Annotated in this window: 22 protein-coding genes; 1 reads left to right on the top strand and 21 read right to left on the bottom strand. The window is 35.5% G+C overall.

From position 1 onward, the window contains the following. Window position 1: 1 nt before the first annotated feature. The 18 genes from GMD78_RS03280 to GMD78_RS03195 form a co-directional block, all read right to left on the bottom strand. Window positions 2-1204 (bottom strand): polysaccharide pyruvyl transferase family protein, encoded by a 1203-nt coding sequence (locus tag GMD78_RS03280; protein WP_155667095.1) that lies wholly within the window; start codon window positions 1202-1204, stop codon window positions 2-4. Between the two features lie 12 nt (window positions 1205-1216). Then, on the bottom strand, window positions 1217-2110 hold the full coding sequence (locus GMD78_RS03275; RefSeq protein ID WP_155667093.1) for a glycosyltransferase: 894 nt from the start codon (window positions 2108-2110) through the stop codon (window positions 1217-1219). Window positions 2111-2151: 41 nt separating this feature from the next. After that, window positions 2152-3216 carry an EpsG family protein gene (locus GMD78_RS03270; RefSeq protein WP_155667091.1) on the bottom strand — a complete coding sequence of 355 codons (1065 nt, stop codon included), beginning with the start codon at window positions 3214-3216 and terminating at the stop codon, window positions 2152-2154. Between the two features lie 38 nt (window positions 3217-3254). Further along, window positions 3255-4109: a glycosyltransferase gene (locus tag GMD78_RS03265; RefSeq protein ID WP_155667089.1), complete on the bottom strand. Its 855-nt coding sequence runs from the start codon at window positions 4107-4109 to the stop codon at window positions 3255-3257. Window positions 4110-4157: 48 nt separating this feature from the next. Continuing rightward, window positions 4158-4934, bottom strand: a complete 777-nt coding sequence (locus tag GMD78_RS03260) for a glycosyltransferase (RefSeq protein WP_155667087.1) — start codon at window positions 4932-4934, stop codon at window positions 4158-4160. Window positions 4935-4952: 18 nt separating this feature from the next. After that, window positions 4953-5750, bottom strand: a complete 798-nt coding sequence (locus tag GMD78_RS03255; protein WP_155667085.1) for an NAD-dependent epimerase/dehydratase family protein — start codon at window positions 5748-5750, stop codon at window positions 4953-4955. Continuing rightward, window positions 5747-6382 carry a sugar transferase gene (locus GMD78_RS03250; RefSeq protein ID WP_155667084.1) on the bottom strand — a complete coding sequence of 212 codons (636 nt, stop codon included), beginning with the start codon at window positions 6380-6382 and terminating at the stop codon, window positions 5747-5749. Before GMD78_RS03250 ends, GMD78_RS03255 begins: the two co-directional genes overlap by 4 nt. A 571-nt stretch (window positions 6383-6953) precedes the next feature. Continuing rightward, window positions 6954-7199, bottom strand: a complete 246-nt coding sequence (locus GMD78_RS03245; RefSeq protein ID WP_343042122.1) for a type II secretion system protein — start codon at window positions 7197-7199, stop codon at window positions 6954-6956. Window positions 7200-7538: 339 nt separating this feature from the next. Continuing rightward, window positions 7539-8417: a UTP--glucose-1-phosphate uridylyltransferase GalU gene (galU, locus tag GMD78_RS03240; RefSeq protein WP_155667082.1), complete on the bottom strand. Its 879-nt coding sequence runs from the start codon at window positions 8415-8417 to the stop codon at window positions 7539-7541. 77 nt (window positions 8418-8494) lie between these two features. Further along, on the bottom strand, window positions 8495-10330 hold the full coding sequence (locus GMD78_RS03235) for a polysaccharide biosynthesis protein (RefSeq protein ID WP_155667081.1): 1836 nt from the start codon (window positions 10328-10330) through the stop codon (window positions 8495-8497). A gap of 31 nt (window positions 10331-10361) precedes the next feature. Next, window positions 10362-10994 carry a helix-turn-helix transcriptional regulator gene (locus tag GMD78_RS03230; protein ID WP_155667080.1) on the bottom strand — a complete coding sequence of 211 codons (633 nt, stop codon included), beginning with the start codon at window positions 10992-10994 and terminating at the stop codon, window positions 10362-10364. Window positions 10995-11263: 269 nt separating this feature from the next. Then, window positions 11264-11932, bottom strand: coding sequence for a response regulator (locus GMD78_RS03225; protein WP_155667079.1), 669 nt, complete (start codon window positions 11930-11932; stop codon window positions 11264-11266). 281 nt (window positions 11933-12213) lie between these two features. Next, complete coding sequence (locus tag GMD78_RS03220) at window positions 12214-12978, bottom strand: tyrosine-protein phosphatase (protein WP_155667078.1); 765 nt, start codon at window positions 12976-12978, stop codon at window positions 12214-12216. A gap of 205 nt (window positions 12979-13183) precedes the next feature. Next, entirely contained in the window at window positions 13184-14146 is a 963-nt protein-coding gene (locus tag GMD78_RS03215) for a YeiH family protein (RefSeq protein WP_425495045.1), read from the bottom strand. 341 nt (window positions 14147-14487) lie between these two features. Further along, window positions 14488-15261 (bottom strand): tyrosine-protein phosphatase, encoded by a 774-nt coding sequence (locus GMD78_RS03210; RefSeq protein WP_155667076.1) that lies wholly within the window; start codon window positions 15259-15261, stop codon window positions 14488-14490. Window positions 15262-15540: 279 nt separating this feature from the next. Continuing rightward, window positions 15541-16239: a CpsD/CapB family tyrosine-protein kinase gene (locus GMD78_RS03205; protein WP_155667075.1), complete on the bottom strand. Its 699-nt coding sequence runs from the start codon at window positions 16237-16239 to the stop codon at window positions 15541-15543. A gap of 4 nt (window positions 16240-16243) precedes the next feature. Next, window positions 16244-16981 carry a YveK family protein gene (locus tag GMD78_RS03200; RefSeq protein ID WP_155667074.1) on the bottom strand — a complete coding sequence of 246 codons (738 nt, stop codon included), beginning with the start codon at window positions 16979-16981 and terminating at the stop codon, window positions 16244-16246. A 424-nt stretch (window positions 16982-17405) separates the two neighbouring features. Continuing rightward, window positions 17406-18362 (bottom strand): nuclease-related domain-containing protein, encoded by a 957-nt coding sequence (locus GMD78_RS03195; RefSeq protein ID WP_155667073.1) that lies wholly within the window; start codon window positions 18360-18362, stop codon window positions 17406-17408. Window positions 18363-18643: 281 nt separating this feature from the next. Here GMD78_RS03195 and GMD78_RS03190 point away from each other — a divergent pair, with 281 nt between their 5' ends. After that, on the top strand, window positions 18644-19708 hold the full coding sequence (locus tag GMD78_RS03190) for a C40 family peptidase (protein ID WP_155667072.1): 1065 nt from the start codon (window positions 18644-18646) through the stop codon (window positions 19706-19708). Between the two features lie 192 nt (window positions 19709-19900). Here GMD78_RS03190 and GMD78_RS03185 read toward each other — a convergent pair whose 3' ends face one another. The 3 genes from GMD78_RS03185 to GMD78_RS03175 form a co-directional block, all read right to left on the bottom strand. After that, a complete protein-coding gene (locus GMD78_RS03185) occupies window positions 19901-21751 on the bottom strand; it encodes a GDSL-type esterase/lipase family protein (protein ID WP_155667071.1) in 1851 nt (616 codons plus the stop codon). A 454-nt stretch (window positions 21752-22205) separates the two neighbouring features. Then, window positions 22206-23036, bottom strand: a complete 831-nt coding sequence (locus tag GMD78_RS03180; RefSeq protein WP_155667070.1) for a MurR/RpiR family transcriptional regulator — start codon at window positions 23034-23036, stop codon at window positions 22206-22208. A gap of 109 nt (window positions 23037-23145) precedes the next feature. Next, a complete protein-coding gene (locus tag GMD78_RS03175; protein ID WP_155667069.1) occupies window positions 23146-24819 on the bottom strand; it encodes an alpha amylase family protein in 1674 nt (557 codons plus the stop codon). Between the last annotated feature and the right edge of the window lie 48 nt (window positions 24820-24867).

Below are 24867 nucleotides of genomic sequence, written 5' to 3'. Positions count from 1 at the left end.
ATTAACTTAGTAACATATTCAATAAATTATTATTATTTTCATAAACTAATTTTCGTGTGTTCATTTGATTCACTTGTAAAGCCTCTTTGTCAAAGTCCTTACTTTTAATATATTGATCATAAATTTCATTAAAGTTTATACATTTGTTAAATGGCTTTGTTCCCCATGAATTTAAATATTTATCTAATTTATAAATATTTTTGTTCAACCCCATATTTGGAACTCCGAAGGACATAGCCGTTATGTTTCCATGTAAACTAGTACCCAAGAAGAAGCTAGCACTTCCAATTATGAACATGATGTCCCATATTGATATATCTTTAAAATAATAATGTTTAAAATCCAATTTATTTGAAATTTTATTTAAAGCAATTAAATCATCATGATTGGATGCAAACCCAATTGGTAACAGAACAACTTCAACATTTCCAGTCGAGTATATTAATTTCAACTGTTCGACTATTTCATTAATGTTATTTTTACTTTTCCAATACCCAACCTGAAGTACTACATATTTTTTTTCTTGTAATGATAAAATATTTTTATCACTAACTTCTTTAGATAGTTCAGATAACGGAAAGAAGTCGGACATTACAGCTGCAGAGTCAGGCGATAATTTAACATCTATGCCTGCACTAACTAAAGCTTCTTGAGATTTATTATCTCTGACTGAGACATAACTAGATTTTTCAAGTCTATTGATTATTATTTTTTTATGCTCATCGTCTATTTTCTGAGAAATTAATCCAGATCCACTCACAGCATTGTAAGTAATGTTTTTAATATTTTCTTCAGAATAGTTAGGTACATAGGGAAGAATGTTATTTACTTGAAACTTTTTATCGGCTTTATACTGTATATAGTTTTTATTAATATATTTTTTTACTATTTTCATAACAATTTGTTTGTAGAATGAATCAAGTGAATCAAGGTATAAACCAGAAGTTGTTGCCCCTAGCACATCTCCACCAACCACTATAACATCCTTATTAGTATTTTTATTTAGATCTTTCCACGCAACAGTGGGTAAACCTCCAACTTTGCTCAAATCCGAGTTTTCCAGCGCTGTAGGAATTATTTTTGAATAATGATTATATATATCATTTCTATATACCTCTATATATTTTTTGAATATAATAGGAAATAATAAATCCCCGTAATTATATCTATCAAAGGCTCCTAACAATAACAGTTCTTTATTCATTATAATATACACTTACCCCTCATTTTTTGAATTTTTTAATAAGTCTCTTAAAACTTTATATGAAGTCTTGTGATTTTCTAGAATGAATTCTTGTTTTTTCTCATCAGAGTTCAATAAAGAATCGGTCGCTGAATCTTCCTTATGGTATATTTTGGTTATAGGGTTATATTTTATGATATAATTTTTCATTAAACATAAATGATACAAAATATCCTCTTCTACATACATAAAGGTATCTGGATGAAAAGCATATTTTTCATTTTTAATATATAAAGGAGAATAAACTATTGCTGAACCGTGTAAAACAACGTTATGATATGATATTTTATAATCAAAAATTTTGTTTTTATCTTTTTTTATTGATTTAATTAAATTAATTAAAAATTTACTTTTAAATAAAATTCTTTTAATCATTATTTTAACTTTGCTAATTTTTTTAATCATTTTATAATTTTTCAGGAATTTTTCAACCTCTTCTAAACTTACTGCTTTCTCTTTATAAGGGTTTTGATGTTCACCGTTTTTAGTAATTATGTCTGGTCCCATTATATGAAATTCTTCTTCTAAAAAAAGAGTCATAATTTTATCAACGAAATACTCATCTATCATCATAGTGTCATTGTTTATTATGGCTACAAAATCTGCTTTGAGTTGATTTTTGGCAAAATCATACCCAATATTATTTCCTTTTGCAAAGCCCAAATTTTCAGCGTTTACAATTATATGAACATTTTTATACTCTTTATAAATTGTTTTTAATTCTCTTCCACTTTTATTTGGTGAATTATTATCAACTACTACTATTTCTATTTTTTTATCTCTAGCAATTTTTATTATAGAGTCCACACATTCGATGGTATCTTGTAGTACATTGTAGTGCAAAATTACAAAACAAAAATTATACATTTTTAAAACCTCACATATTTTTTGTGAAAGATCACAACAGATTATTTATGGTTTATGAAAATGTCGTAATTAATAACACCTGCTTGACCTGTATATATTCTTACAAAAGCATAAATCATAAAAAATACAATTATCAAAACCTCAATACTCTTTCTTTCTTTAATACCTAACGCTTTAATAGTTAATGGTAATAAAAATATGATAAAGATAGTGAAGTAAAGGGTTAATCTATCAAAAAATTTATTCTCTAATGATAGTGCTTTAAGTGCTACCACTACTGCCATTGAATTAAGATAAAAATTATATTCTGCTTTTTTTTCATTTATATAATTCCCATTAAAAGCGTATGCAGCTATTAAAAATATCAGTGAGTAAAGAATAAAATCATAAGGTGAAGCATTTAAATTAATTCGAAACTGATCATAAACTATATATTCATTAACAATAGGCAACTCATTTACTATGCTAAAAAGAAAATTCTGGATACGTCCCAAAAAAGGAACTAATATAACAACAATAACTAAATATGGTACTGCAAAATATCTCTTAAATTTTATTTTTTTAAACAACAACATAATAATTGAAAATGCAGCACTGTAGTGGAACAATGTAGCTAAAACAACACTAAATATAAAAAATAGATTTTTATTTCTAAGTAAGTACTGGTGTGCTGCAAATAATATAATTACAGCTGCAATATATTGTCTGATTACATTCATTGAATCAAAGTAAAAAAAACCAAACACAAAAATTACAACACTCATGCTTGAATTAATTGAGAATCTGTTTATAGAAATATATACTAATCCTATAATAATGAAACTAGTAATGAAAATTAAAAATTGCGGATTGTCAGAAATCCTATAACTTAAATAATTCAAGATATTATAAAAAGGTTCAAAGACCCCGTCCAAAAGAGTGAAATTTAAATAATAATTATAATAAGAAAAAAAATCGGTTCCTACTCCGTATCTCATGCCGCTAATTACTAATAAAATAATACTAAAGATAAAAAGAAATACATTTGTGTTATTAATTTTATAGTTATTTAGTTTAGTAATATAAAAAAAATAAGTAATTGCGAGTAAAAAGTAATAAATAATCATATTTTTTATAAACCTCTTTTATATAAAATTACAGAAGGCTATCTGAGAATCGATTGAAGAGCATGTTTTAATGAAAGCTCTCGTTCAATGATAGATTTTTTTATATGTTTAGCGGCCTTAATCGGCTGTTTTAATTTTAGGTAAGCTTTCAAAATCTTCAAGTTGTAAATTGTTATTAACTCTGTGTCATGTTTAATCCTTGAACCGTACTTTTCTTTTAAATAAAGATTACTTTCCAATCTATTATTTATATTAGAAGTAATAGTATCTTCAGTATATATTGTATAATTAAGGAGACACTCCTCAACACAGTCAACCTCGTATTTTTCAGCTATTCTATACCAAAAGTCAAGATCCTGACCTGACTTGAGATTTTTGTCAAACATTCCTACTGCTATAGCACAGGTCTTTCTAACTATTCCACAGGAAGTAGACCCAATATAATTATGCATTAGCAATTCCCTACAAGGATCATCATACTTAATTGCACTTTTATATTCTACCTTATCATTTTTCTCATAGTAGTATTTAATTCCACAATATACTAGCCCTATGTTTGGCTTGTTAAATTTATCAAGCTGTTTTTCAATTTTATTTGACTCCCATGTATCATCATCATCCAAAAAAGCAATAAATTCACCTTCACTATTTAATATACCTGTGTTTCTAGCTTCACAAGCTCCTCTATTTTCCCTATGAGCGATATATTTAATTTCAGGATACATTTTTAATGCATTTACTAATTCCTTTGAATACTCTGGATTGCCATTATCATCAACAACTATAATCTCCAAATTTTTATATGTCTGTTGTAAAACACTTTGTATTGTTTTTGTTAGCCGTTCACCAGTTCTCTTATAAGTTGGTATAACAACACTTACTTTATTTCCCACACCAAAACTTCCCCTTTCACAGGATTATCCTTCAAACTTAATGACTATCTAAAATAATTTCCATCCCCATTTATTAAAATAGATAATCATAGATTGTACTGTTATTCTTGCAAACTTAAAACTTTTATGACCACTTCTCTCCCAAGCATGAATAACTCTTGCTTCAGGATAGAAGATTGCTTTAGATATTTGATTTACCCTTCTCGTTATATCTGCATCTTCTAAGTACATAAAAAAAGCATCATCGAAGCCTTTTAATTTTTTATAAATGTCAGTTCTAAAAACCATAAAAGAACCAGTTGCATAATCAAGTCTCATAATACGATTATAACCAGATTCCTTCATAACATATTTGTTCTGTCTCTGCTTAAAAAGGTTAGGTGATATTCTTCTAATTAACATATCAAAGACAGTAGGATTAATCTTACATAAGTATTGAATTGAAAGATCTGGACTTAATATCAAAGGAGATAGCATTCCTACATCTTGGTTATTATCGAGATATTCAACTATCTTTTTTATTTGATCAGAGTTTTCTATTTTAATATCTGGATTAATAATAAAGTGATATTTAGAATTTATAATATCAAGAATTGCATTGTGCCCATAGCCAAACCCTTTATTAACTCCAAGTTCAACAATTTCAATATTTCCTTTATTTTTTCTAACTAAATCAAGTGTATTGTCTATTGAATCATTATCGATAATATACAGTTTATACGAATAGTTAGTAGGGATGTTTTCCACGACGCTCTTCACTGTATCTTCAATAATGCTTGAGTTGTTATAAGTAACAATTGCTAATGTCAAATCAATTTGCTCCATAAATAGATACTCCTATCTTCACTCTTTTTCATAAACCAAATTACCAAAAACCTTATTGATTAAATTAACCCTTTTACCGATTACCTCTATAACCATTCCAGCAACTCTTGATAAATGAATCGACTTGCCATTCTTCCCTGCTAGCTCTTTTACCATTAGGCATGTATTTACATACTCATCATCTTGAGGGAAATATAGTCCTTCGACTTCATTATCAATATATTCCTTAATAGACTGACAAAGTTTGTCTATATGAAGCATGCTCCGCTTATTCTCTATCATTGGAAACACTGGTGATTTTTCTGCTATTTTTTCTAACATAGCATAGTTTCCAGGACAGTTAGGCCCATATACCATTGGTGGCCTTAATACAACAACTCTGAAATTATCAACATTTAACTTATTGAGTTCTGCCTCAGCCTCTACCTTACTGAATCCATAGAAAGTCTTCGGATTAACCGGTGTTTTCCGATTAATGACTACTTCTTGTCCAAGCTTACCTTCTTCACCATAAACTGCCATAGTACTCATGAAAATAAACTGTTTTACTCCTGCTACTTTTGCTCTCTTTGCCACTTCTACAGACAAATCCCTATTTACTTCAAAGTACAAAGTTTCCATCTCAGGCCTTTCTTTTTTGTGAACTACAGCAGCCACATGAAACACCACATCATACTCTGAGAAGTCTTTTTCCTTCCACGAATCATCTCTTAAACTAATCGAATCCATTGAATAACTATCAGGATTGTTTCCAAGCCATTTTTCCAGACTCATACCCACATAACTATTTTTACCTGTTATCAGTATTTTTTTCATTTGGAAATACTCTCCTTACTACTCGCGATTTCTTTCTTCGCTGTAGTTCCAGTCCCACCTTCAACAACACCGTCACTTTTGACAACACTAACGATGGTCCCAAAGAAGCACTTTATATCCATCCAGAGACTAATCCTTTCAACGTACTCTCCATCTAACTTGGACTTTACCTCAATCGGAAGCTCATCACGACCGTTAATCTGTGCCCAGCCGGTTAGCCCTGGTGGAACATCATTGGCTCCATATTTATCACGTTCAGCGATCAAGTCATATTGATTCCACAATGCAGGGCGGGGACCAATAATACTCATCTGACCAACAAAGATATTCCAAATTTGAGGTAGCTCATCAAGAGAAGTCTTTCTCAAGAACTTCCCCATATTAGTAATGTATTGTTCTGGGTTCTCTAATAAATGAGTTGGAGTGTCCTTAGGCGTATCTATGCGCATAGTACGGAACTTCAATATGTTGAAATGAGTTTTGTTTATTCCAACACGTTTTTGCTTAAATAGTACCGGACCTCTTGAATCAAGTTTAATAGCAACAATAAGAATTAAATAAATCGGTGATAATACTAAAAGTCCAATTAAAGAGAGGATAATATCTATCAATCTTTTAATTTTCATATACATGCCTATAACACTCCTTGAAAAGTTATTTAGTGAGTTAGGACTTAATTGGAACTATCCGAATCCTTATTTCCAACCAACTACTAAATCACTAAAATTGTTATCTACTTCTGATAGCCACCTCGTATTTTACCCTCACTATGAGAAATAGATAAAAAAATCAATATGTTGTATCATTTGATATGATTAATTGAGTTTTAATACTATATATTGCGTTTTTTAACTATTCATTAAATTTGCGTCAGCTTTTTTAATCCATTTAATATATTAGTATTTAGTATGATTATACAAAATAGACAAAATCAAATATTGTGTTTAATTTATACTTTTTCGCATAATTCAACAATACATATCGTGTTTATCTATATCCGATAGCCACCTCGTAGTATCTATTCAATCACCAAGCAAATACAAAATAGATATTCACTAATCCAGCACTCTAAACCGAGTTTCTTCCTATTATATAAACCATTCAAGTTTTCAAATTTCGTAAATAAAAACAGGCCACTGTTTCAGTAACAAGTGCATACTCTCTCCCCACTCATCTTTCAACTATCCAACCTTTTGACACACTTCACAAAAACGGAACATCCACACCATCATTATTATCTTCAACTTGTTCTCCACTAGAATGCTCACTACAAATAACACCTCCATCCACATATGAGATTATTCCATCTATATGGCAGATAGTTTCATTAGCATTACACACTTCTGCTTCAGCGTTCTCAACACTTGATAAAATAGTTGAAATTGCAATTAATAAAATCATACTTAATATCGCTAACACAGCTAGGGCCTCTATTAAAGTAAATCCAATATTAACTTTAATTTATTTATCCAAAACTTCCACATGATCTCAAGCACCTCAAACAACAGTTATAATAGCTTATTTCCAATGAAGCCATTTTTGTCATACCTTCTAGGTGCATTTAAAAATTGTAATAAAAATACAGGGCATCTAACCCCACCTCACACCACACTAATGACAACAGGTGTCTAAGGTCCTTCAACCCACAGCATAGCCGAGTGCCCCTATTGATAAAGGTAAAGAGACATCACCTATAATATAGACTTCGTAAGAAGCCACATCTAAAAATCACTAATGAACCGCAAGGTTCCACAAATTTTGCAATTAAACCAGTAGTAGGATAAAAAACTATCCCCCAACCCTATTACTAACCAACCCACTCAAATACTCCAACAAATCATCCCGAATCTCTTCATTCTCCAATGCCATCTCAATATTCGTCTTCACAAATCCTAACTTCTCCCCAACATCATATCGCTTACCTTCAAAATCATAAGCATACACACTCTGCAATTCATTTAACATCTGAATTGCATCCGTTAATTGAATCTCTCCACCAGCACCAATCTCTTGTCTATCTAAGAAATCGAAGATTTCTGGTGTAAACACATACCTACCCATAATAGCCAAATTAGAAGGAGCAGTACCCTGTGCAGGCTTTTCTACAAAGTTATTAACTCTATACCGACGTCCTTCAACCGTACTAGGGTCAACAATTCCATAACGATGAGTTTCATCTTCAGATACCTGCTGAACACCTACAACAGAACGTTGCGTCTCTTCAAACTGCTGAATCAACTGTCTTAGTCCTGGAGTTTCAGCTTGAACAATGTCATCACCTAACAACACTGCAAATGGTTCATTTCCTATAAACTTACGCGCACACCAAACAGCATGACCTAATCCTTTAGGATCTTTTTGACGAATATAATGAATGTCAACATCTGAAGCATGACGAACTTTTTCTAGCATCTCAAACTTCTCTTTTTTAACTAAATTATCCTCTAGTTCAAAATTATGATCAAAATGATCCTCAATCGCACGCTTCCCTTTACCAGTAACAATAATAATATCTTCAATACCAGACTCAATCGCTTCCTCCACAATATATTGAATCGTAGGCTTATCTACTATCGGTAACATTTCCTTTGGCATTGCTTTTGTAGCTGGCAAGAATCTAGTCCCCAATCCAGCAGCTGGTATAATAGCTTTTTTTACTGTTCTCATAACATAATCCCCCATCATCATATTAACAAAGAACCGAAAGGTTCAGATACTATATTTATAATTATTAAGAAATAAAATTAAGACCCTCTCGCAGCCAATACTTCCCGCTCCGCAAACACAATTCCCATCAACTCATTCTTAAGCTGAACAGAATCATACTCTCCAAAACTATCTACCAAACGATCAAGTGCACGTGAATCCACATCAACCGTCTTACCAACATAAATTTTCTCATAAACCGCCCCTGGATGAACTTCCTTCTCATTCAGAAGCTCCTCATACATCTTCTCCCCAGGCCGTATTCCACTAAACTCAATTGGAATCTCATCTTCTGAGTATCCGGACAACCTAATCAGATTCCTAGCCAAATCTACTATTTTAACTGGCTCTCCCATATCTAGTACAAAGATCTCTCCACCACGAGCAAGCGTACCAGCCTGTATCACAAGCCGAGAAGCTTCAGGTATCGTCATAAAATACCTTGTCATTTCTGGATGAGTAACCGTTACAGGACCACCTTTTTCAATCTGCTTTTTAAAAAGGGGAATAACACTACCACGGCTACCGAGTACATTACCAAAACGAACAGCTACAAATTTCGTATCACTATGCTTCGCCATATCCTGTACTACCATTTCAGCAACGCGCTTCGTAGCACCCATCACATTGGTAGGATTAACAGCTTTATCCGTAGAAACGAGAACAAAAGTACCCACACCACCAGCATCAGCTGCATGAGCAACATTTCTCGTACCAATCACATTGTTTTTAACAGCCTCATGCGGATTATATTCCATCAACGGCACATGCTTATGTGCTGCAGCATGGTAGATGATCGTAGGTTGATGTTCTTTTATCACATCAAACATTCGTTTACGATCTTGAACATCCCCAATCACAGGAACAATCTCAATATTAGTCGTACTATATTTTTCACGAAGCTCCATATCGATCGTATAAATACTGAATTCCCCATGACCAACAAGGACTATCTTTTTCGGTGTGAAATTCATTAACTGTCTACAAATCTCTGATCCAATCGATCCACCAGCACCAGTTACCATCACGGTATTCTCTGTAACATACTCTGAGATCGCATGAATGTCTAGCTCAACAGGCTCACGTCCAAGAACATCTTCTACTTCAACATTTTTCAGGTTACTTACAGACACTTTTCCAGTCATTAAATCCTCAATTTTTGGGATCATCTGAACTACTGCTTTTGTTTCATTACATTTGGCAACAATTTGTTGCAGTTCCCCGTTTTTCAAGGAAGGAATAGCAATTACCACATGATCAATTTGGTGATTTTCTACGATCCTTCCAATATCCCTCACACTGCCTAAAACTGGTAAACCATAAATTTCCATTCTCCACTTACCCATATCATCATCAACAAACGCAACCGGAAGAAGCTCATTGTTATCATGATTTTGATGTAACTGTCGAGCGATCATTGTACCAGCAGCACCTGCTCCTACAATTAAAGTGCGCTTTTTATCCTTATCCGTTGTGATATAACGATCACGATAAACCCGCCACACAAAACGTGAGCCACCAATCAAAATAATATGCAATAACCAGGTCACAATTAATGCTCGTCGATACAAATCGAAGCCATTTGCCAGATACTGAATTACACCTGTTGTCACAATTGACAATGTAACAGCTCTTACAATTGTTAATAATTCCCCAACACTCGCATACGCCCAAACCTTGTTATATAACTTATAAATAAATGCATAAAAATGATGGAAAAATAATAATGATATCGAAGTGACAATTAAAACGAATAAATTCTCAGCATTTACTGGAGTATTAGGATAAACAATCCACGAGGCAGCAAAGATAGCAAACATGACAATTATTGAATCGAGGAGAATTAAAAATAACAATCTTTTTTTATAGCTCATGATAGACACCCCTTTCCTATCAGTTGTGGAGTTATATTGTCCTTAACAGCTCCACAACTGCTTTTCTTTTTTTCATCCCTAACTTCTTATAAATATGACTAATATGTACTTTTACGGTTCCTTCTGAAATCCCTATCACTCTAGCAATCTCATTATTTGTTAAATCTCGTTTCATTAAATAAGCAATTTCTGCTTCTTTTGGAGTTAGGTGGTATTTATTGTTCTGTAATTCTGTACGAAACTTTCCATGATCAATTGACTTTAGCTTGTCCATTTCCATCAAAAGAGTGGAAACCACAAAAGGTGGAATATAGCAATTCCCAACTGTTATCGAATGAAAAATACCATCCAAATTTTCTAATGTCTGATCCTCTTTAAATAATAAACTATCCATTCCAGCCTCTAGCCACCCTAACAACTGTAGCTGATCTACACTCTCCGTAACACCTACAATCATCTGATTGTTAACTGCTGGGATATGGGGTTTTTCCCGTTTGTCTATATATTCATCTAAATCAAACACAACAATATCAGCATGAACATAGTGAATCAGTTCCATGCTAATTTCTTGAAACGCAAGAACTTGAATACCTTCTAGTAAACTAATTCGCTCTTGAATCAACCGCATAAAAGGCGTTTGATTCATTAATATTATCTCTATCATTCAATCCCAAACCACCCACTCTGTAAGTTATAGCTTGGACAACTTTCTGTTTAAGCTCAAAATGTTATCACATCACAACTAAAAAGTTATAATATAATAGGTATTTTCACCTAAAATGTTATACCGATCTAGTCACAAAACAATCATACTAAATACCCAATCATGTGTAATAGTGACTTTTTTCAGAAAAAGTCATAAATCCGTAGAAGTTTGTCGGAATTAAAAAATTATGCACTAATAAAAAGTAAGTCATTATCTAAAAATCACTTTCATCTGGGTACTCCACCATCGATAAGACCCGTTAAGTATTTGATCACTTCATTACGATTTCGGATATCAAGCTTCATATAAAGGTCACTAATATAATTTTTAACCGTACCACCGGATAAATGGAAAGTATGAGCAATCTGTTTATTTGTTTTTCCTTCTATTAACAATATAGCTATATCTAATTCCCTAGGCGTTAAATGAATCCCTCTATTTTGAAGTCTAATTGAAAGTACATTCTTAGAATCCATGGTTAGCTCACGGATTGTGTTCACTAAAATTGTAGCTACATCCCCTGAAAGCACCACTTGTCCACGATAAGCATCCCGGATTGCTTGATATAAGTTATCCGGATAAAGATCCTTTAATAAGAATCCATCACCTATTGTAATCGCTCGAATAATTAGTTCCTTTTCCACCTCGGAAGTAAGAAATACTACTCTTACCCCACTAAATTGTTGTTTAATTCGTGCAGCAGTGTGGATCCCACTCAAATTCGGCATATGAATATCGATTAAAACAACATCAGGATTTAATGTAGCAACCTGTTCTAGCGCTGAATTTCCGTCTTCTGCCATGCCAACGACTTTCATGTCTTGCTCTGCGCTGATTAACGCCTCTATCCCCCTACGGAATAAACGCTGCTTTTCCACTAGTAAAACCTTTATCATGTATGACACCCTTATTTCTATTTTTATAACGTTAGAGCATTAAAGCAAACACCGAAATTGAATAAAGAAAAATAAACACGTTGGTATATTTCACATGTTCACGCACTGATTTCATCAGTGAAAATTAACTACTCCTTTAGGATTATGTGCAATATAACATGAAATCAGTGAGGATTTTATTATTCCCACTGATTAAGCATACATACATGAATATACAATATAGAAAACCAGGCATTCACCAAGCCTTTATGGTGATGCCTTAGTTACACTTTTTCTAAGCGCTAAAATATCCCAAGAAACTTTTTCTTCTTGATCATTTCTGGTTGTTCTCGGATGACGTTTTGACCTTCAATTAGAAACTGAGTGTTTTCCATAAACATATAGAACGCTGCATTTCCATGCTCATTTCGAAGTACTTGGTAGGCTTCCCGCATGACAAAGCCTCTTGATGTCGTATTATGTGCATCCGATGCAAGAAAGTGAGTTAGATTTGCATCTACTAATTGATGAGAAAATTTCTTAATATTTTTCCCAAATTTCCCAACAATACTCGCAGCGGTTACCTGGGTAAGTGCCCCTTTTTGAACAAAATCAAATAATATCGACGGTTGCTCCATGATCTGTTGATTTCTCTCCGGGTGAACAATAATCGGAGTGTAGCCAGCAACCTGCATGTCAAATAGCATCTGCTTCGCATATCGTGGTACTTGGCTAGAAGGAAATTCAACGAATACATATTTTGTATCATTTAATGTAGCCATTTTCCCCGTTTCTAGTTCGTGAATCATGTCCCCATGAATACGAGTTTCCTGCCCTACCAGAACGGTTAATGGGATACTTTCCTTCTGTAATTCTTCATTCAATTTCTTGACTAAAGAAGTAATATCAGGTTTTTCATTGATATATTTACCATTTTGATGATGAGGTGTCGCAAGGATAGTGTGGATCCCCTGTTTCACTGCTGCTTGAGCCATCACTAAGCTATCTGTAAATGTTTTCGCGCCATCATCAATACCAGGTAATATATGACTATGAATATCTATCAAAAGGTTCACTTCCTGTTAATTGGTAGTTCTAGTATATCAAAAAACTACATAATTTTACATACTTATTTAAAAGTGGGAAAATTCTCATTATTTTCGTAGGTTATTGAAGATTTAATGTGTTTTATAGGGAAAATCTGTTAAAATTTTTATATGAATACTGTTAAATAGAAAGCCCCCTCCATTTACATGAGGGGCATGAAAAATACTATACGAGTACAAATGCTAACAGCGATACAACGATTGAAACCAAAGTCATCGCAATAAGCGGTTTCATCGCTTTTTTACGAACTTCGTCGAGACTAACACTTAAACCTAATCCAACCATCGCCGCCGTTAATAGCCATGTCGTTAACGTATATACCGTTTCTAAACCAGCTTCTGATACTGGTACTACCGGACCGAAAACATAACTTCCTAAAATACTCATAACAATAAAACCGATGAGAAACCATGGGAAAGCAATTTTTGTTTGATCTTCATCATTAGCACTTTTTTTCCGTTTCATCATATAGATGAGGATGAAACACAGTGGAACGAGTAGAAACACACGACCTAGCTTCGCAAGCAGTGCCATCGCAAGCGCGTCCTCACCAGCAGGTGCCGCCGCTAAGGCAACATGTGCTAATTCATGTAAACTCATCCCCGACCAGATCCCATAGTCCACATCAGTCATTGGCAGGATTGGACGGATGATCGTATAGATAATAGAAAAAATAGTTCCCATTAATGCGATGATACCAACACCAATTGCTGTATCCTCATCCTTGGCTTTAATGATTGGTGCAACAGCAGCAATCGCAGCCGCTCCACACACACCTGTTCCAACACCAAGTAATAATGAAATATTCGCATTAGCCTTCATTACTTTAGCAAGCCAAATCGTGAGCATGATCGACAGGAAAATGATAATAGCATCCCGTAGCAATAAGCCTAACCCATCACTAAGTACAATGCCGATATTTAACCGTAAACCATATAATATAATAGCTAAACGTAATAACTTCTTAGCCGAAAACGTAACCCCGGACCGAATCGCCTCAGGGTAACCAAAGATTTGCCGGTAAACAATCGCTAGGATAATCGCACTCCCTAACTGTCCAACATACGTAAACCCTGGTACTAGCGCAAGCATATAACCGAATGCTGCGATTAGAAAGGTAAATGCCACACCAGTTACCCATAATACGTTAGCGGAGTATTGCCTCGGTTCCTTTTTACTTGTTCGTTCCCATCCTGTTGTTTGCAACCGAACACCTCCTCTTACAATCGAAAGCCCAAATACCTACGTCACCAGGCATGTGGGGACTTTTTACTCTACAATTATAGTCTAGTGGCTTATTTTTATCTAGAAATTGAATTGTTGTTTTGGGTGAGGAGGTACATTCAATATAGTTTTTTATGCTTGTTTTACAATCGGAGCAATTGGTAACCAAGTGTAGCCATTGAATGCTTTTGTGCATTAAAAAAGCTAGATACCGCTCCCCCTTGATCACGTATCTAGCTCTCTATTTATCTGCTAAATATCTTCCATATTTTTTGACTAGCAATCCGTTCTGGTTCCTCTTTATGTAATGCAAGCCCACTTACAACCGCTTCACTATTTTCCATTAGTTGATAGGAATACGTACTTCCAAATGTCCTTCCGATCTCCTCGAATGCATCACGTAAATAAAAGCCACGTTTTTTTAAGTTATGTGCATTAGATCCAATAAAGTGAGCTAAATTTGCTTGTAGTAACTGCTGGGTGAATTTTTGTACCTTTTTTCCAGCCTTCCCAACAACACTCGCTGCATTCATTTCTGTTACCGCGCCATTTTTGACGAGTCGATAAAGCTTGTCCGGATTCTCAAATAACTCTTGATTTCGTTCCACATTTGAAATAATTGGGATATACCCTACTATTTGAATATCAAATAGTAATTGTGACGTGTATTGTGGCACATGACTCTCAGGCAGTTCCACAAACACATATCGGCTTGTCTCATTGAGCGGTAACACATCACCCGTTTTTAATCCTTTCACCATATCCCCATAGATTCTCGTTTCCTGTCCAGGTAAAATTTCTACTGGGATATTTGTAGATTGTAGCTGTTCATTTAATAGATTCACTGCTTCCATAACATCCAATGCCGAATTCGTAAAAGCTCCATTCTGATGGTGTGGTGTAGCAATTATTTTTTGTATACCTTGTATGTTTGCCTCACGTGCCATCGCAATGCTTTCCGTAATTGTCCTAGCCCCATCATCTACACCAGGCAAAATGTGACAATGTATATCAATCATATTCCCACCCCTTTTTCAAGTAACACTATCATATGTAACCTAGTAACATTGTCGAACTAACAGAATATTAGCACAAAACCGTTCGACAAATACCTACAATTGTACTAGTTAATTTTAACTATATTGTTCATTATAGCAGATAAAATGGAAAAAGTATACATAATTAAACTTTTGTGTTTATCAAGGGTTTTAAAGGGAAAATAGAAAAAAACTGCCCAAGTTATAAAACTGGACAGTTCTTTATAAAGAATATATTCAAATGGTCATAGTGGTTAATCACTAGTTATTACCATAATAGTAATAATAGTTCGCTGCTTTTTTCTCCCTATCATTCAGAACCGTACCAAGCAGCTTCGCTTTAGCAGGTTTTAATGCTTCGATCGATTTCTTCGCACCTTCGATATCTGTCTTTTTACTACGGATTACTAGCAGGGATCCATCACAGTTGTTAGCAAGAATTTGCGCATCGGTTACCGCAAGTACTGGGGGTGCATCAAACAGTATCACATCATATCTCTCGCGCGCATCCGCTATGAATTTTTCCATACGTTTAGAACCTAGAAGTTCAGATGGATTAGGAGGAATCGGACCACATCCGATGATATCTAAACCTGCTACACCACCATCAGCGGTCGCATCTTCAATAGTGGTATCACCTACTAAAATATTACTTAACCCACGTAAGTTATCCATTCGGAACGTATAATGCATGGTCGGCTTACGCAAATCTGCATCAACAAGGAGGACTCGTTTCCCTTGCTGCGCATAAACAACTGCCAAATTCGAAATCGTAGATGATTTCCCCTCGCTCGGCCCAGCTGACGTAACAAGAATCGTTTGTAACTTTTCATCAACAGAAGAAAAATCCAAGTTCGTACGTAACGTCCGGTATTGCTCAGAAATTGGAGACTTCGGATTTAATTTGGCTATTAAATGACGAGCACTACTTAATTTAGACTGTTTTTTTCTACGTACCATACCATTACGCTCCCCTCTGTCTTCTAGAAGCTTTTTTATGCAAGCTTTCTACACGAAGATCCGAATCATCAACATGACTTATCGTACCAAGCACCGGTACACCCAAACGCTTCTCAATATCATCTTCCGTCTTAACCGTCGTATCAAGATACTCTAATAAGAAAGCAATCCCAACACCAACCATAGCTCCAAGCACAATCGCAATCGCAATATTAAGCATCGGCTTCGGATTAACCGGAGAAGGATTTGCAGGAGTCACAGCAGGCGATAAAACATGCACATTATCCACATTCATTAAATCAGGAATCTCATCCTGGAACACCTGAACCGTCGTATTCGCAATCTCCGTCGCAAGCTCAGGATCCGTATCAGTAGCAGTTACGGTCACCACCTGTGAATTATTTGAAGTAGCAACCTGCATCTTATCTTGCAACTGTCCACTAGATAAAGACAAATTCAACTCCTCAATAACCAAATCAAGAATACGAGGGCTTCTAATAATTTCATTATAAGTATTAATCAATTCAACATTCAAACGCACATCATTCACACTATACTGCATATTCGGATCCTGTTGCTGCTGGTTAACAATAAACTGTGAACTAGATTGATAGGTAGGCGTAATAAAGAAATAAGTAACCACACCACTAATCAACGCAGCCCCAATGATCAAACCAATAATCAGACCAACACGCTTCTTAAGAACCTCAAATATTTCCTTCAAGGAAATCGTTTCTTCCATTACTTAACCCCCAAATATATAAAACCATTATAATTTTATTTAATAATACAAAGGAAATTATAACATAACTAGGTCAAATGTAGTATCACTTTTTGGAAAATAGTGTCGAATTACTAGGAGGGGGTGGGAGGTTGTTTTGGCGGGTGGCGCTCAACTTTTGGGGGGGTGTGGATCAACTTTTGGTGGGGGCGGATCAACTTTGGAGTGTGATGGATTAACTTTTGGTGGGGGGCGCTCAACTTTGGGGGATGGTGGATCAACTTTTGGTGGGGGGCGCTCAACTTTCGGGTGTGGTGGATCAACTTTGGAGTGTGGTGGATCAACTTTTGGTGGGGGGCGCTCAACTTTGGGGTGTGGTGGATCAACTTTTGGTGAGGGTCGCTCAACTTTGGAGTGTGGTGGATTAACTTTTTTGGGGTGTTGCTCAAGTTATAGTATGTGAAGGATGTTGATACCATCTTTTATGTTGTTTTTGATAAATTAAATTGCACTCTTTAAGTATTCTCGTTGCTAGGCTTTTGGAGGTAATTCGTAAAAAACGCCTGCATTCTTTGTTTGTTATATAAGGATTTATAAGTAGCAGATAATCGCTGACTGCTTTTACATGGGCATTTTTTGAGCGGCATTTGCAACTTTGACATTCCCAGTAAGCATAGGTGCGAGCCATTCCAATATGTCCACATTTAGGGCATTGAACACCTGGCATGATATCTGTCGTTTTAACACCATATTTATTAAGTATGTCAAAGTCGAATTCTCCACATTCTCTCAGAATGGTTTTACCTAGTTTGTAATCCTGGAATCTATCTTCTAGCTTACTATCAATATCCAATATCATTTTTGGTAGTTGTTCTCCGTGGGTGACTTTATTGACAATCTCTTGATCATCTCCTTTTACTTCAATAATCGTTCCTGGGTCACTTAAAGCGACAAAGAAATATACTGGAACATCAGGCAAATTATGCTTCGCCAGAAAATTCTCGAACTGGATTTTATGGTTTTCTGCTTGGGTAATAGGATAGTTAACTCCAGTTTCTACTTTTCCATTAGAAAGAATGCATTGTTTTAGTACAGTATCAAGCAAAACTCTTTTACTGTAATTTTTGCTTTCAATTAAGTAGCAAGCACGTCTTGTTGCAAGTACTGAATCCAATTGAAATGATTTTCCATTGACTTTCAAATAGACATCTTGAAGGATGGTACAGCGATTGGCTAGTAAGTTTAAATAATAGTCTATCTCCTTCTCCCCTTCAAAGCCTCTTAACCTGTTTCTCTCCTCATAGCATAAAGCAGCATAATTTTGGAACCCTGGTTGCAAGCGTGGAATTACTGCTTGTAATTTTTGCAGTGGTAATGGTACTTGACGAGTTCGAATATTCATGGAAATCCTCCTTTATTTCTAAAGATACAACGAATTAAAAATTCCTTCCAATAAGGAAAAATTCATTTTATTGGGTGGAAGTATGAATAAAGCTTTGCTTTGCCTATGCAAAAATTAAATAACGAAAATTACCAACTAGATAATAAATGTTTTTCCCGTTTATAAACATAAAAAGATAGATTGTTAATTTTTGACCAATTTCTGCCAAAAATCTACTAATTTCTACAAGGGTTGTAGTATAATATAGAAAATAATAGATTCCCTTAAAGGAGGTACTTTTATTGGCCAATAAGAAAATATTTATGTCGGTAACTGCTACAGCATTTATTGCTTCTGCATTTCTTGGGGCAGAAGAAGCTGAGGCAGCGAGTTACAAGGTCCAAAGTGGAGATTCACTGTGGGTGATCGCTCAGAAGTTTGACACTAGCGTTTCACAACTGAAATCTATCAACAATTTAACTAGTGATGTGATCTTTCCAAACCAAGTCCTAGAAACAGAGAAAAAATCTACTACTTCTAAGAACAGTTCATCAAACAGCAGCACATCATCGAGTAATAGTACTTCTACATCTACATACACGGTTAAATCAGGAGACACGTTAAGTGGTATTGCTTCCAAGTATAAGATTTCGCTTTCTGACTTGATGAAATGGAACAATTTAAATTCAACACTTATTTACCCTGGTAATAAGCTAGTTGTAAGTAAGACTACAGCAACAGAACAAAAATCAAATAGCTCAACGGAGAAAAAAACATCCGAAAAGCCTGCAGAAAAAGTCGGCTCTTCTGTTGTATACACCGTAAAATCTGGTGATTCATTATCTAGAATTGCCTCCGAACATAAAGTAACCGTTGCTCAAATCAAAAACTGGAACAATTTAAAATCCGACCTTATCTTAATTGGACAAAAGCTTAACATCGGTAGTAGCACACCTGCTACAAGCACTCCAAAAGATCAGGCACCAGCTTCAACCGATGTTAGCTATAACGTGGATAGTCTAGTAAAAGTAGCGAAGAATCAAGTAGGTGCATCTTATGCATGGGGAGGAACCACTCCTTCTGGATTCGATTGTAGTGGATTCATCTATTATGCCTATAAGCAGGCAGGAATGGATATCAAACGCTATTCCAGTGAGGGCTACTATAGCCGATCCTATTATGTAAACACTCCTAAAATTGGTGACCTCGTATTTTTCGAGGGAACGTATAAAGCAGGAATCTCACATGTCGGTATTTATATTGGCAATAACGAATTCATCCACGCTAGCTCAGGTGGCGTACAAGTGACAAGCTTAAACAATTCCTATTGGAAAAAGCATTTTGAAGGATTTAAAAGATTCTATTAAATTTAGAAAGAGAGCCTGGAAAGGTTCTCTTTTTTTGTGGGACACGGGGGTCGGGAATGGGACATGGGGTCGGGAACACTGTCCCGTCCGTTTGGGACATGGGGTCGGGAACACTGTCCCATCCGTTCATACTCGTCCTACACAAAAAGAGTCACCTTCCCTTCACAATAGGGAGGCGACTCTCACTTCAAACTATGCTACTTTTCTACGTGCAAAGAGATATAGTGCAAGTCCAGCAAGGGTAAATAGAACTCCTGCTAAAAGGATGGAATACATATTGGTTGCTGTGTCTGGAAGTTTTTTCCCTGTTTGCTCCTTTTTATCTCCGCTCGACTTCTTGTTTTTTGCTCCAGGTGAACCTTCTTTTTCCTCCTTTTCTTTAGGATCTTCATTACCATTTTCATTTTCTTTTTGATCATTATTTCCTTCTTCATTCTCATCGTTTGTATCTTCTTCATCTTCCTTTTCATGCTCAAACACAGCGAATTTGCTGAAGTGGTTTGTTATAGCAACTACAGCACCATCTTCATATTCGCCACCAATTAATTCCCATTCACTAGCGTCTTCATTGAAGTAGAAAACTTTTACATAATCAGTATTTGTAACTTTCGCTTCGTCAACCTTGAATGCTACTGCAATTCCCTCTTCAAACTCACTGATCGTAGTGCCGTCTATACTTATCGTAAAATCATATACATCACTTAAACTTCCAGAGTGCCCACCGAGGTTTTCGACTGTAATAACCGCCTCTTCTTTTGTGTCGTTAAGTACAGATGGTGGTATTTGGAGTGCAACCTCACCATTATGAATCGTAATCATGGCATTTTTTTCGTTCAATAGCTGGATTTGTTCACGAGTTAAAACGACCTCACTCGTGGTAGCTTGTCCACGTAATGCAATAGATAATACTCCATTTTCTTCTACAGCATCTAGACTTTCTTGATCTATGAAAATCTGATCGGGATAACTAGGATTATCAATTGCTTCCATCGTATTTAAATCTATTAAACCAGCCCAGCCAGCTTCTTCTTTTACATAAAGATATTTAAGGCCAACATCTAAGTACAGCTGGCCAACTTCCCCTGCATCCCTTGGTGGAATTCCGCTTCCATACAGTAGTTCGAGTTCACCAACTTTTCCGGAACCATCATTATAATTTCCTACCAGCTGCCATTCGTAGTCTACTTTTTCATAGACATTAAGAGTATTTGTGTCTACATAATAAGAGCTTCCTAGATGGTGTACTTCCGGTTCTCCGGCATTAAATATCCATCCACCTTCACCAATATCTTGATAAATAAATGGTAGGAACAGTTGTGAAAGAGCTCTATATCCAGCTTCATTCGGGTGGATATTTTCTTCGTTAGGTAGGTAGTCTTCATATTTTCCATCGAATGCATCAAATGTCGGTACAAATGTAGCACCCATAGCTTGTGCTCCACCAGCGATTCCGCTATTCAACCCATCAATTAATGTGAGAATATATGCTTGGGCACCTTCATCCATATAAGGCAAAGCATTGTAATAACCCATTACATAGACCAATACATCTGGATTAACTTGTTTGATCGTTGCAATTGTAGTGGAAATATTTGCAGCTACTTGTTCCATTTTTTCAGTAGCAATTTGAATCACTTCTGCAACCTGTTCTGGATCACTGAAATCAACTTCCTTAATATTGACCGCCTGTAATACGTCATTCGCACCAGCACTTAGCGTAATAATGTCCGCTGCAGCCAATTCTGCTAACACTTCTGGATCACTAATTTGCTCTAACACTTGGTCTGTTCGATATCCTGGAACACCCATATTGTTTAGATTTACATCAAAGTCGGTGTATTCATTTAGACTTTCCGTTATGTAATCTGGATACCCATTTCCAAGTTGGTTGTTATAATCAGTTCCAGCTGCGAGGGAATCTCCTAAAGCTACATAATATAAGTTTTTCTCCCCTTCATCCGCAAATGCTACTTGCGGTATAAATACAGATAGGAATAACGTTATCACTACCAAAAAGCTACATGTTCTTCTTACTTGATTCATTTCTGCACCTCTCTATCATTCTATCAATAGTAAACGCTTACAAAATTCACCTCCGTTGTGTTTTACATGAGAAAAGTGAAGTAAAATCTAGATAGTTCGTAATACCTATTATAGAAGTTTTAGAATATTTTTACAATATAAATAGAACCCATTTCTTATAAAAAGAATTTAGTACTTCAATATTCTTTATAACTACCCTATGAAAGCAAAACAAATTAAAAAAGAGATGAGTAAGATGAAGACATTGCAGAGTTGAGCGACACAGCTCGAATGTTGATCCCCACTCCCCTCAAAACTTGAGCCACACCCTCCCAAACTTAATCCACTCCCCCTCAAACTTAAACCATACTCCCCCCCAAAACGTCCCCAAATAACAAAAAACAACCATCTATTAAATGATTGTTTTTTACTAAGGATATATGAAGTTACCGTGCCACGCACGTACACTCCCCCCTTAATAAATCTTACTAACAACTGCCTTCGCTGTCTTATTTTTCATCTCAAGGGATCTATCTTTTTGGATTAGTGCCATGCCTGTGCATAGTAGGTCAACGACAAATAGCTGTGATATTTTAGCTGTCAAAGATCCACCTTCTAGTGGAGATTCTTTAGCACCGCCAACTAATACAACATCAGCAAACTGTGTAATTGGAGAACGAGAATAATACGTAATTGCAATTATTTTTGCTCCATTATCCTTGGCAATTTTGACCGATTCGATCGTATCTCTTGTACTACCAGAAATACTTAGTGCGATAACGACATCCTGGTCTGATAGTGTTGCAGCTGACATTGCTTGTAAATGGGAATCTGTAATAGCACTTGCTTGAATGCCGATTCGTAATAATCTACTTTTTGCATCTACTGCTGTTATACCTGAACTTCCTACGCCAAAAATATGTATGGATTTCGCACCTTGTAAAAGCTCTATAGCTTTGTTTAGATCCTCTTCGCTAATCATCGAAGCCGTATTTTCTATCGCATAAACCGAATTGTTTGCAATGGATTGAATGATATTACCAGAATCTGAACCATTCTTATCTTTCTTTTCCTCTGATAGATTTTGTGCAATCGTTAGTTTAAATTCTTGATAACCCTTCAGACCTATTTTTCGGCAAAAGCGAAGGACGGTTGTTTCACCCACTCCAGCTTCATCTGCTAAGTCCGTTACAGAATAAAATATAACATTTTCCAAGTTATTCAATACAAACGTTGCCACCTTTTGTTCTGAGTTTGTCAGACTTGGAAAGTAACTATTAATTATCTCAGTAATTGGCTTTTTCATCATGTTTACCGCCTTTTCTATAATTATTCTTCCTATATCGTACAAGTTTTTTTACGAGGGGTACCAATGTAAAGTGGTAAGAAGGCGAAAAAGGTTCGCCTTCTCTTATTTAATAGGATCTTAGTTTTTGTAAAAATCCTGGTACGGAATGTGGTATGGTCGTTTCTTTATCAAATACTTCCTCTAATAATGGCCACCAATCATACATTTCGATATATACTAGATCAAACAGCATAATACCATGCATTTTTTCTTCAATCATTTCAATAGCCCGTTTGAAATCTTCCGGTCGATCCTGGTATTGAATTAAATACAGACTTCCATATACGAAGGTATCATACTGGGTTGCTTCCATACTTAAATCTGCAGCACCTTCTACACTATACCAATAAGGTAATCTTCCTTCTAGTTCATCGATGGTAACATCGCCATAGTATAGACCTGTCATGAGGAAGTCAAGGTGGTTTGCGTACCCTGTTTCATTGTAATTCTCTGCTGCCCAATCGTATTCTGGGTGATAATCTTTACTCCCCCAGTTAACACCTTCACTATAGTAAAGTGGGTGCCACGAACCGACATACGTGTTAAATAGTACATCAGAATCTAAATCACGTAAAAAGTTCTTGGTTGCTTCAAAATAATCATGGATGTTTTGTGCACGCCATTTAATCCACTCTTGATAGTATGGCCCAGGTTGAATAACTTTCTCATCGCCTTCAAATTCGACTGTAAAAATATCTTCTGGCCAGTTCACGATTTCTTGCCCAATCGATTCTTCAAATTTCTCTCGACTCAAATCACTGAAGTCCGTATAGATGTTATTGTATCTTGCACGATCAAGCGTTATTCCATCAATATCATAGTTCTCTACTAACTCTTCAATGACATTCCACGTGTAATCTCTAACGTCTGGGTTAATCGGATTCATAAATGCTGCTGGTCCTGTTGTTTCGGATACTGGCTTCAGCTGGGTATCCACACTTGCAATATCAAGTTGTTCTCCTACCTCCACATTATCTAATATCCATTGTCTTGCTTCCCCATGGCCAGACACGACGTAACCATTCTCCGGAACAGGCACTTCTTCGGCACCGGTAATTGCTTGGTCAATAATGTCGACAACTGTATCATTCTCAACCACTACATCGATGCCCCAACGATTAACAGGAGCAACGTCATTATTTTCTGGTGTGTAGATGATTAATTGATTCGTGCCCCTAGATTGATCGAAGCCGTGGATTGGGTACGTATTCCCATTTTCCTCTGTAACAATTCGATTGACATCATAAACAATTGTTTGCCAATCTGGATTATCAATTGCTGGACCTTCATTATAAACAATGTCTCCTGCCGAGAATACATTTATATTTAAATGAACCTCAATATCATACTTTTTTGCTTCCTCTAAAACTGTTTCAATCAAATCATAATCTTCCGGATACCAATTATAGTTAGGATTTTGTGATTCACTCAAATGCGGGGAATATTCACTCGGATATGGTACAAAACCGCTCCGATTCTTCACATCAAGTACGATCGTATTAATATTTGCTTGTGCTGTTTTAGCAACAATGTCAGCTACTTTTTCCGGTGTATCTAGGCTATCTAGATTTGCGCTAAGATCATACCACAGAATTCTTGCTTTCATATTTTTGTTTTTTACTATATTTTCTACTAAATCTTTTGGAGAGCCATTATCTGCGTGAATAGGTATAGATGTAAAAAGGACTACCATGGTGACAATCATTGCTGAAAAAAACTTCATCATCTTTTTCTTCTTCATTTATTACACCACTTCCTTAATCTATATTGATATATATCTACTCCAGAA

It is taken from the genome of Ornithinibacillus caprae (assembly GCF_009728145.1).
GTDB classification, from domain to species: Bacteria; Bacillota; Bacilli; order Bacillales; family Amphibacillaceae; genus Ornithinibacillus; species Ornithinibacillus caprae.
Note: the sequence above shows the minus strand (reverse complement) of the source record. Positions and strands in the feature narration are given on the sequence as shown.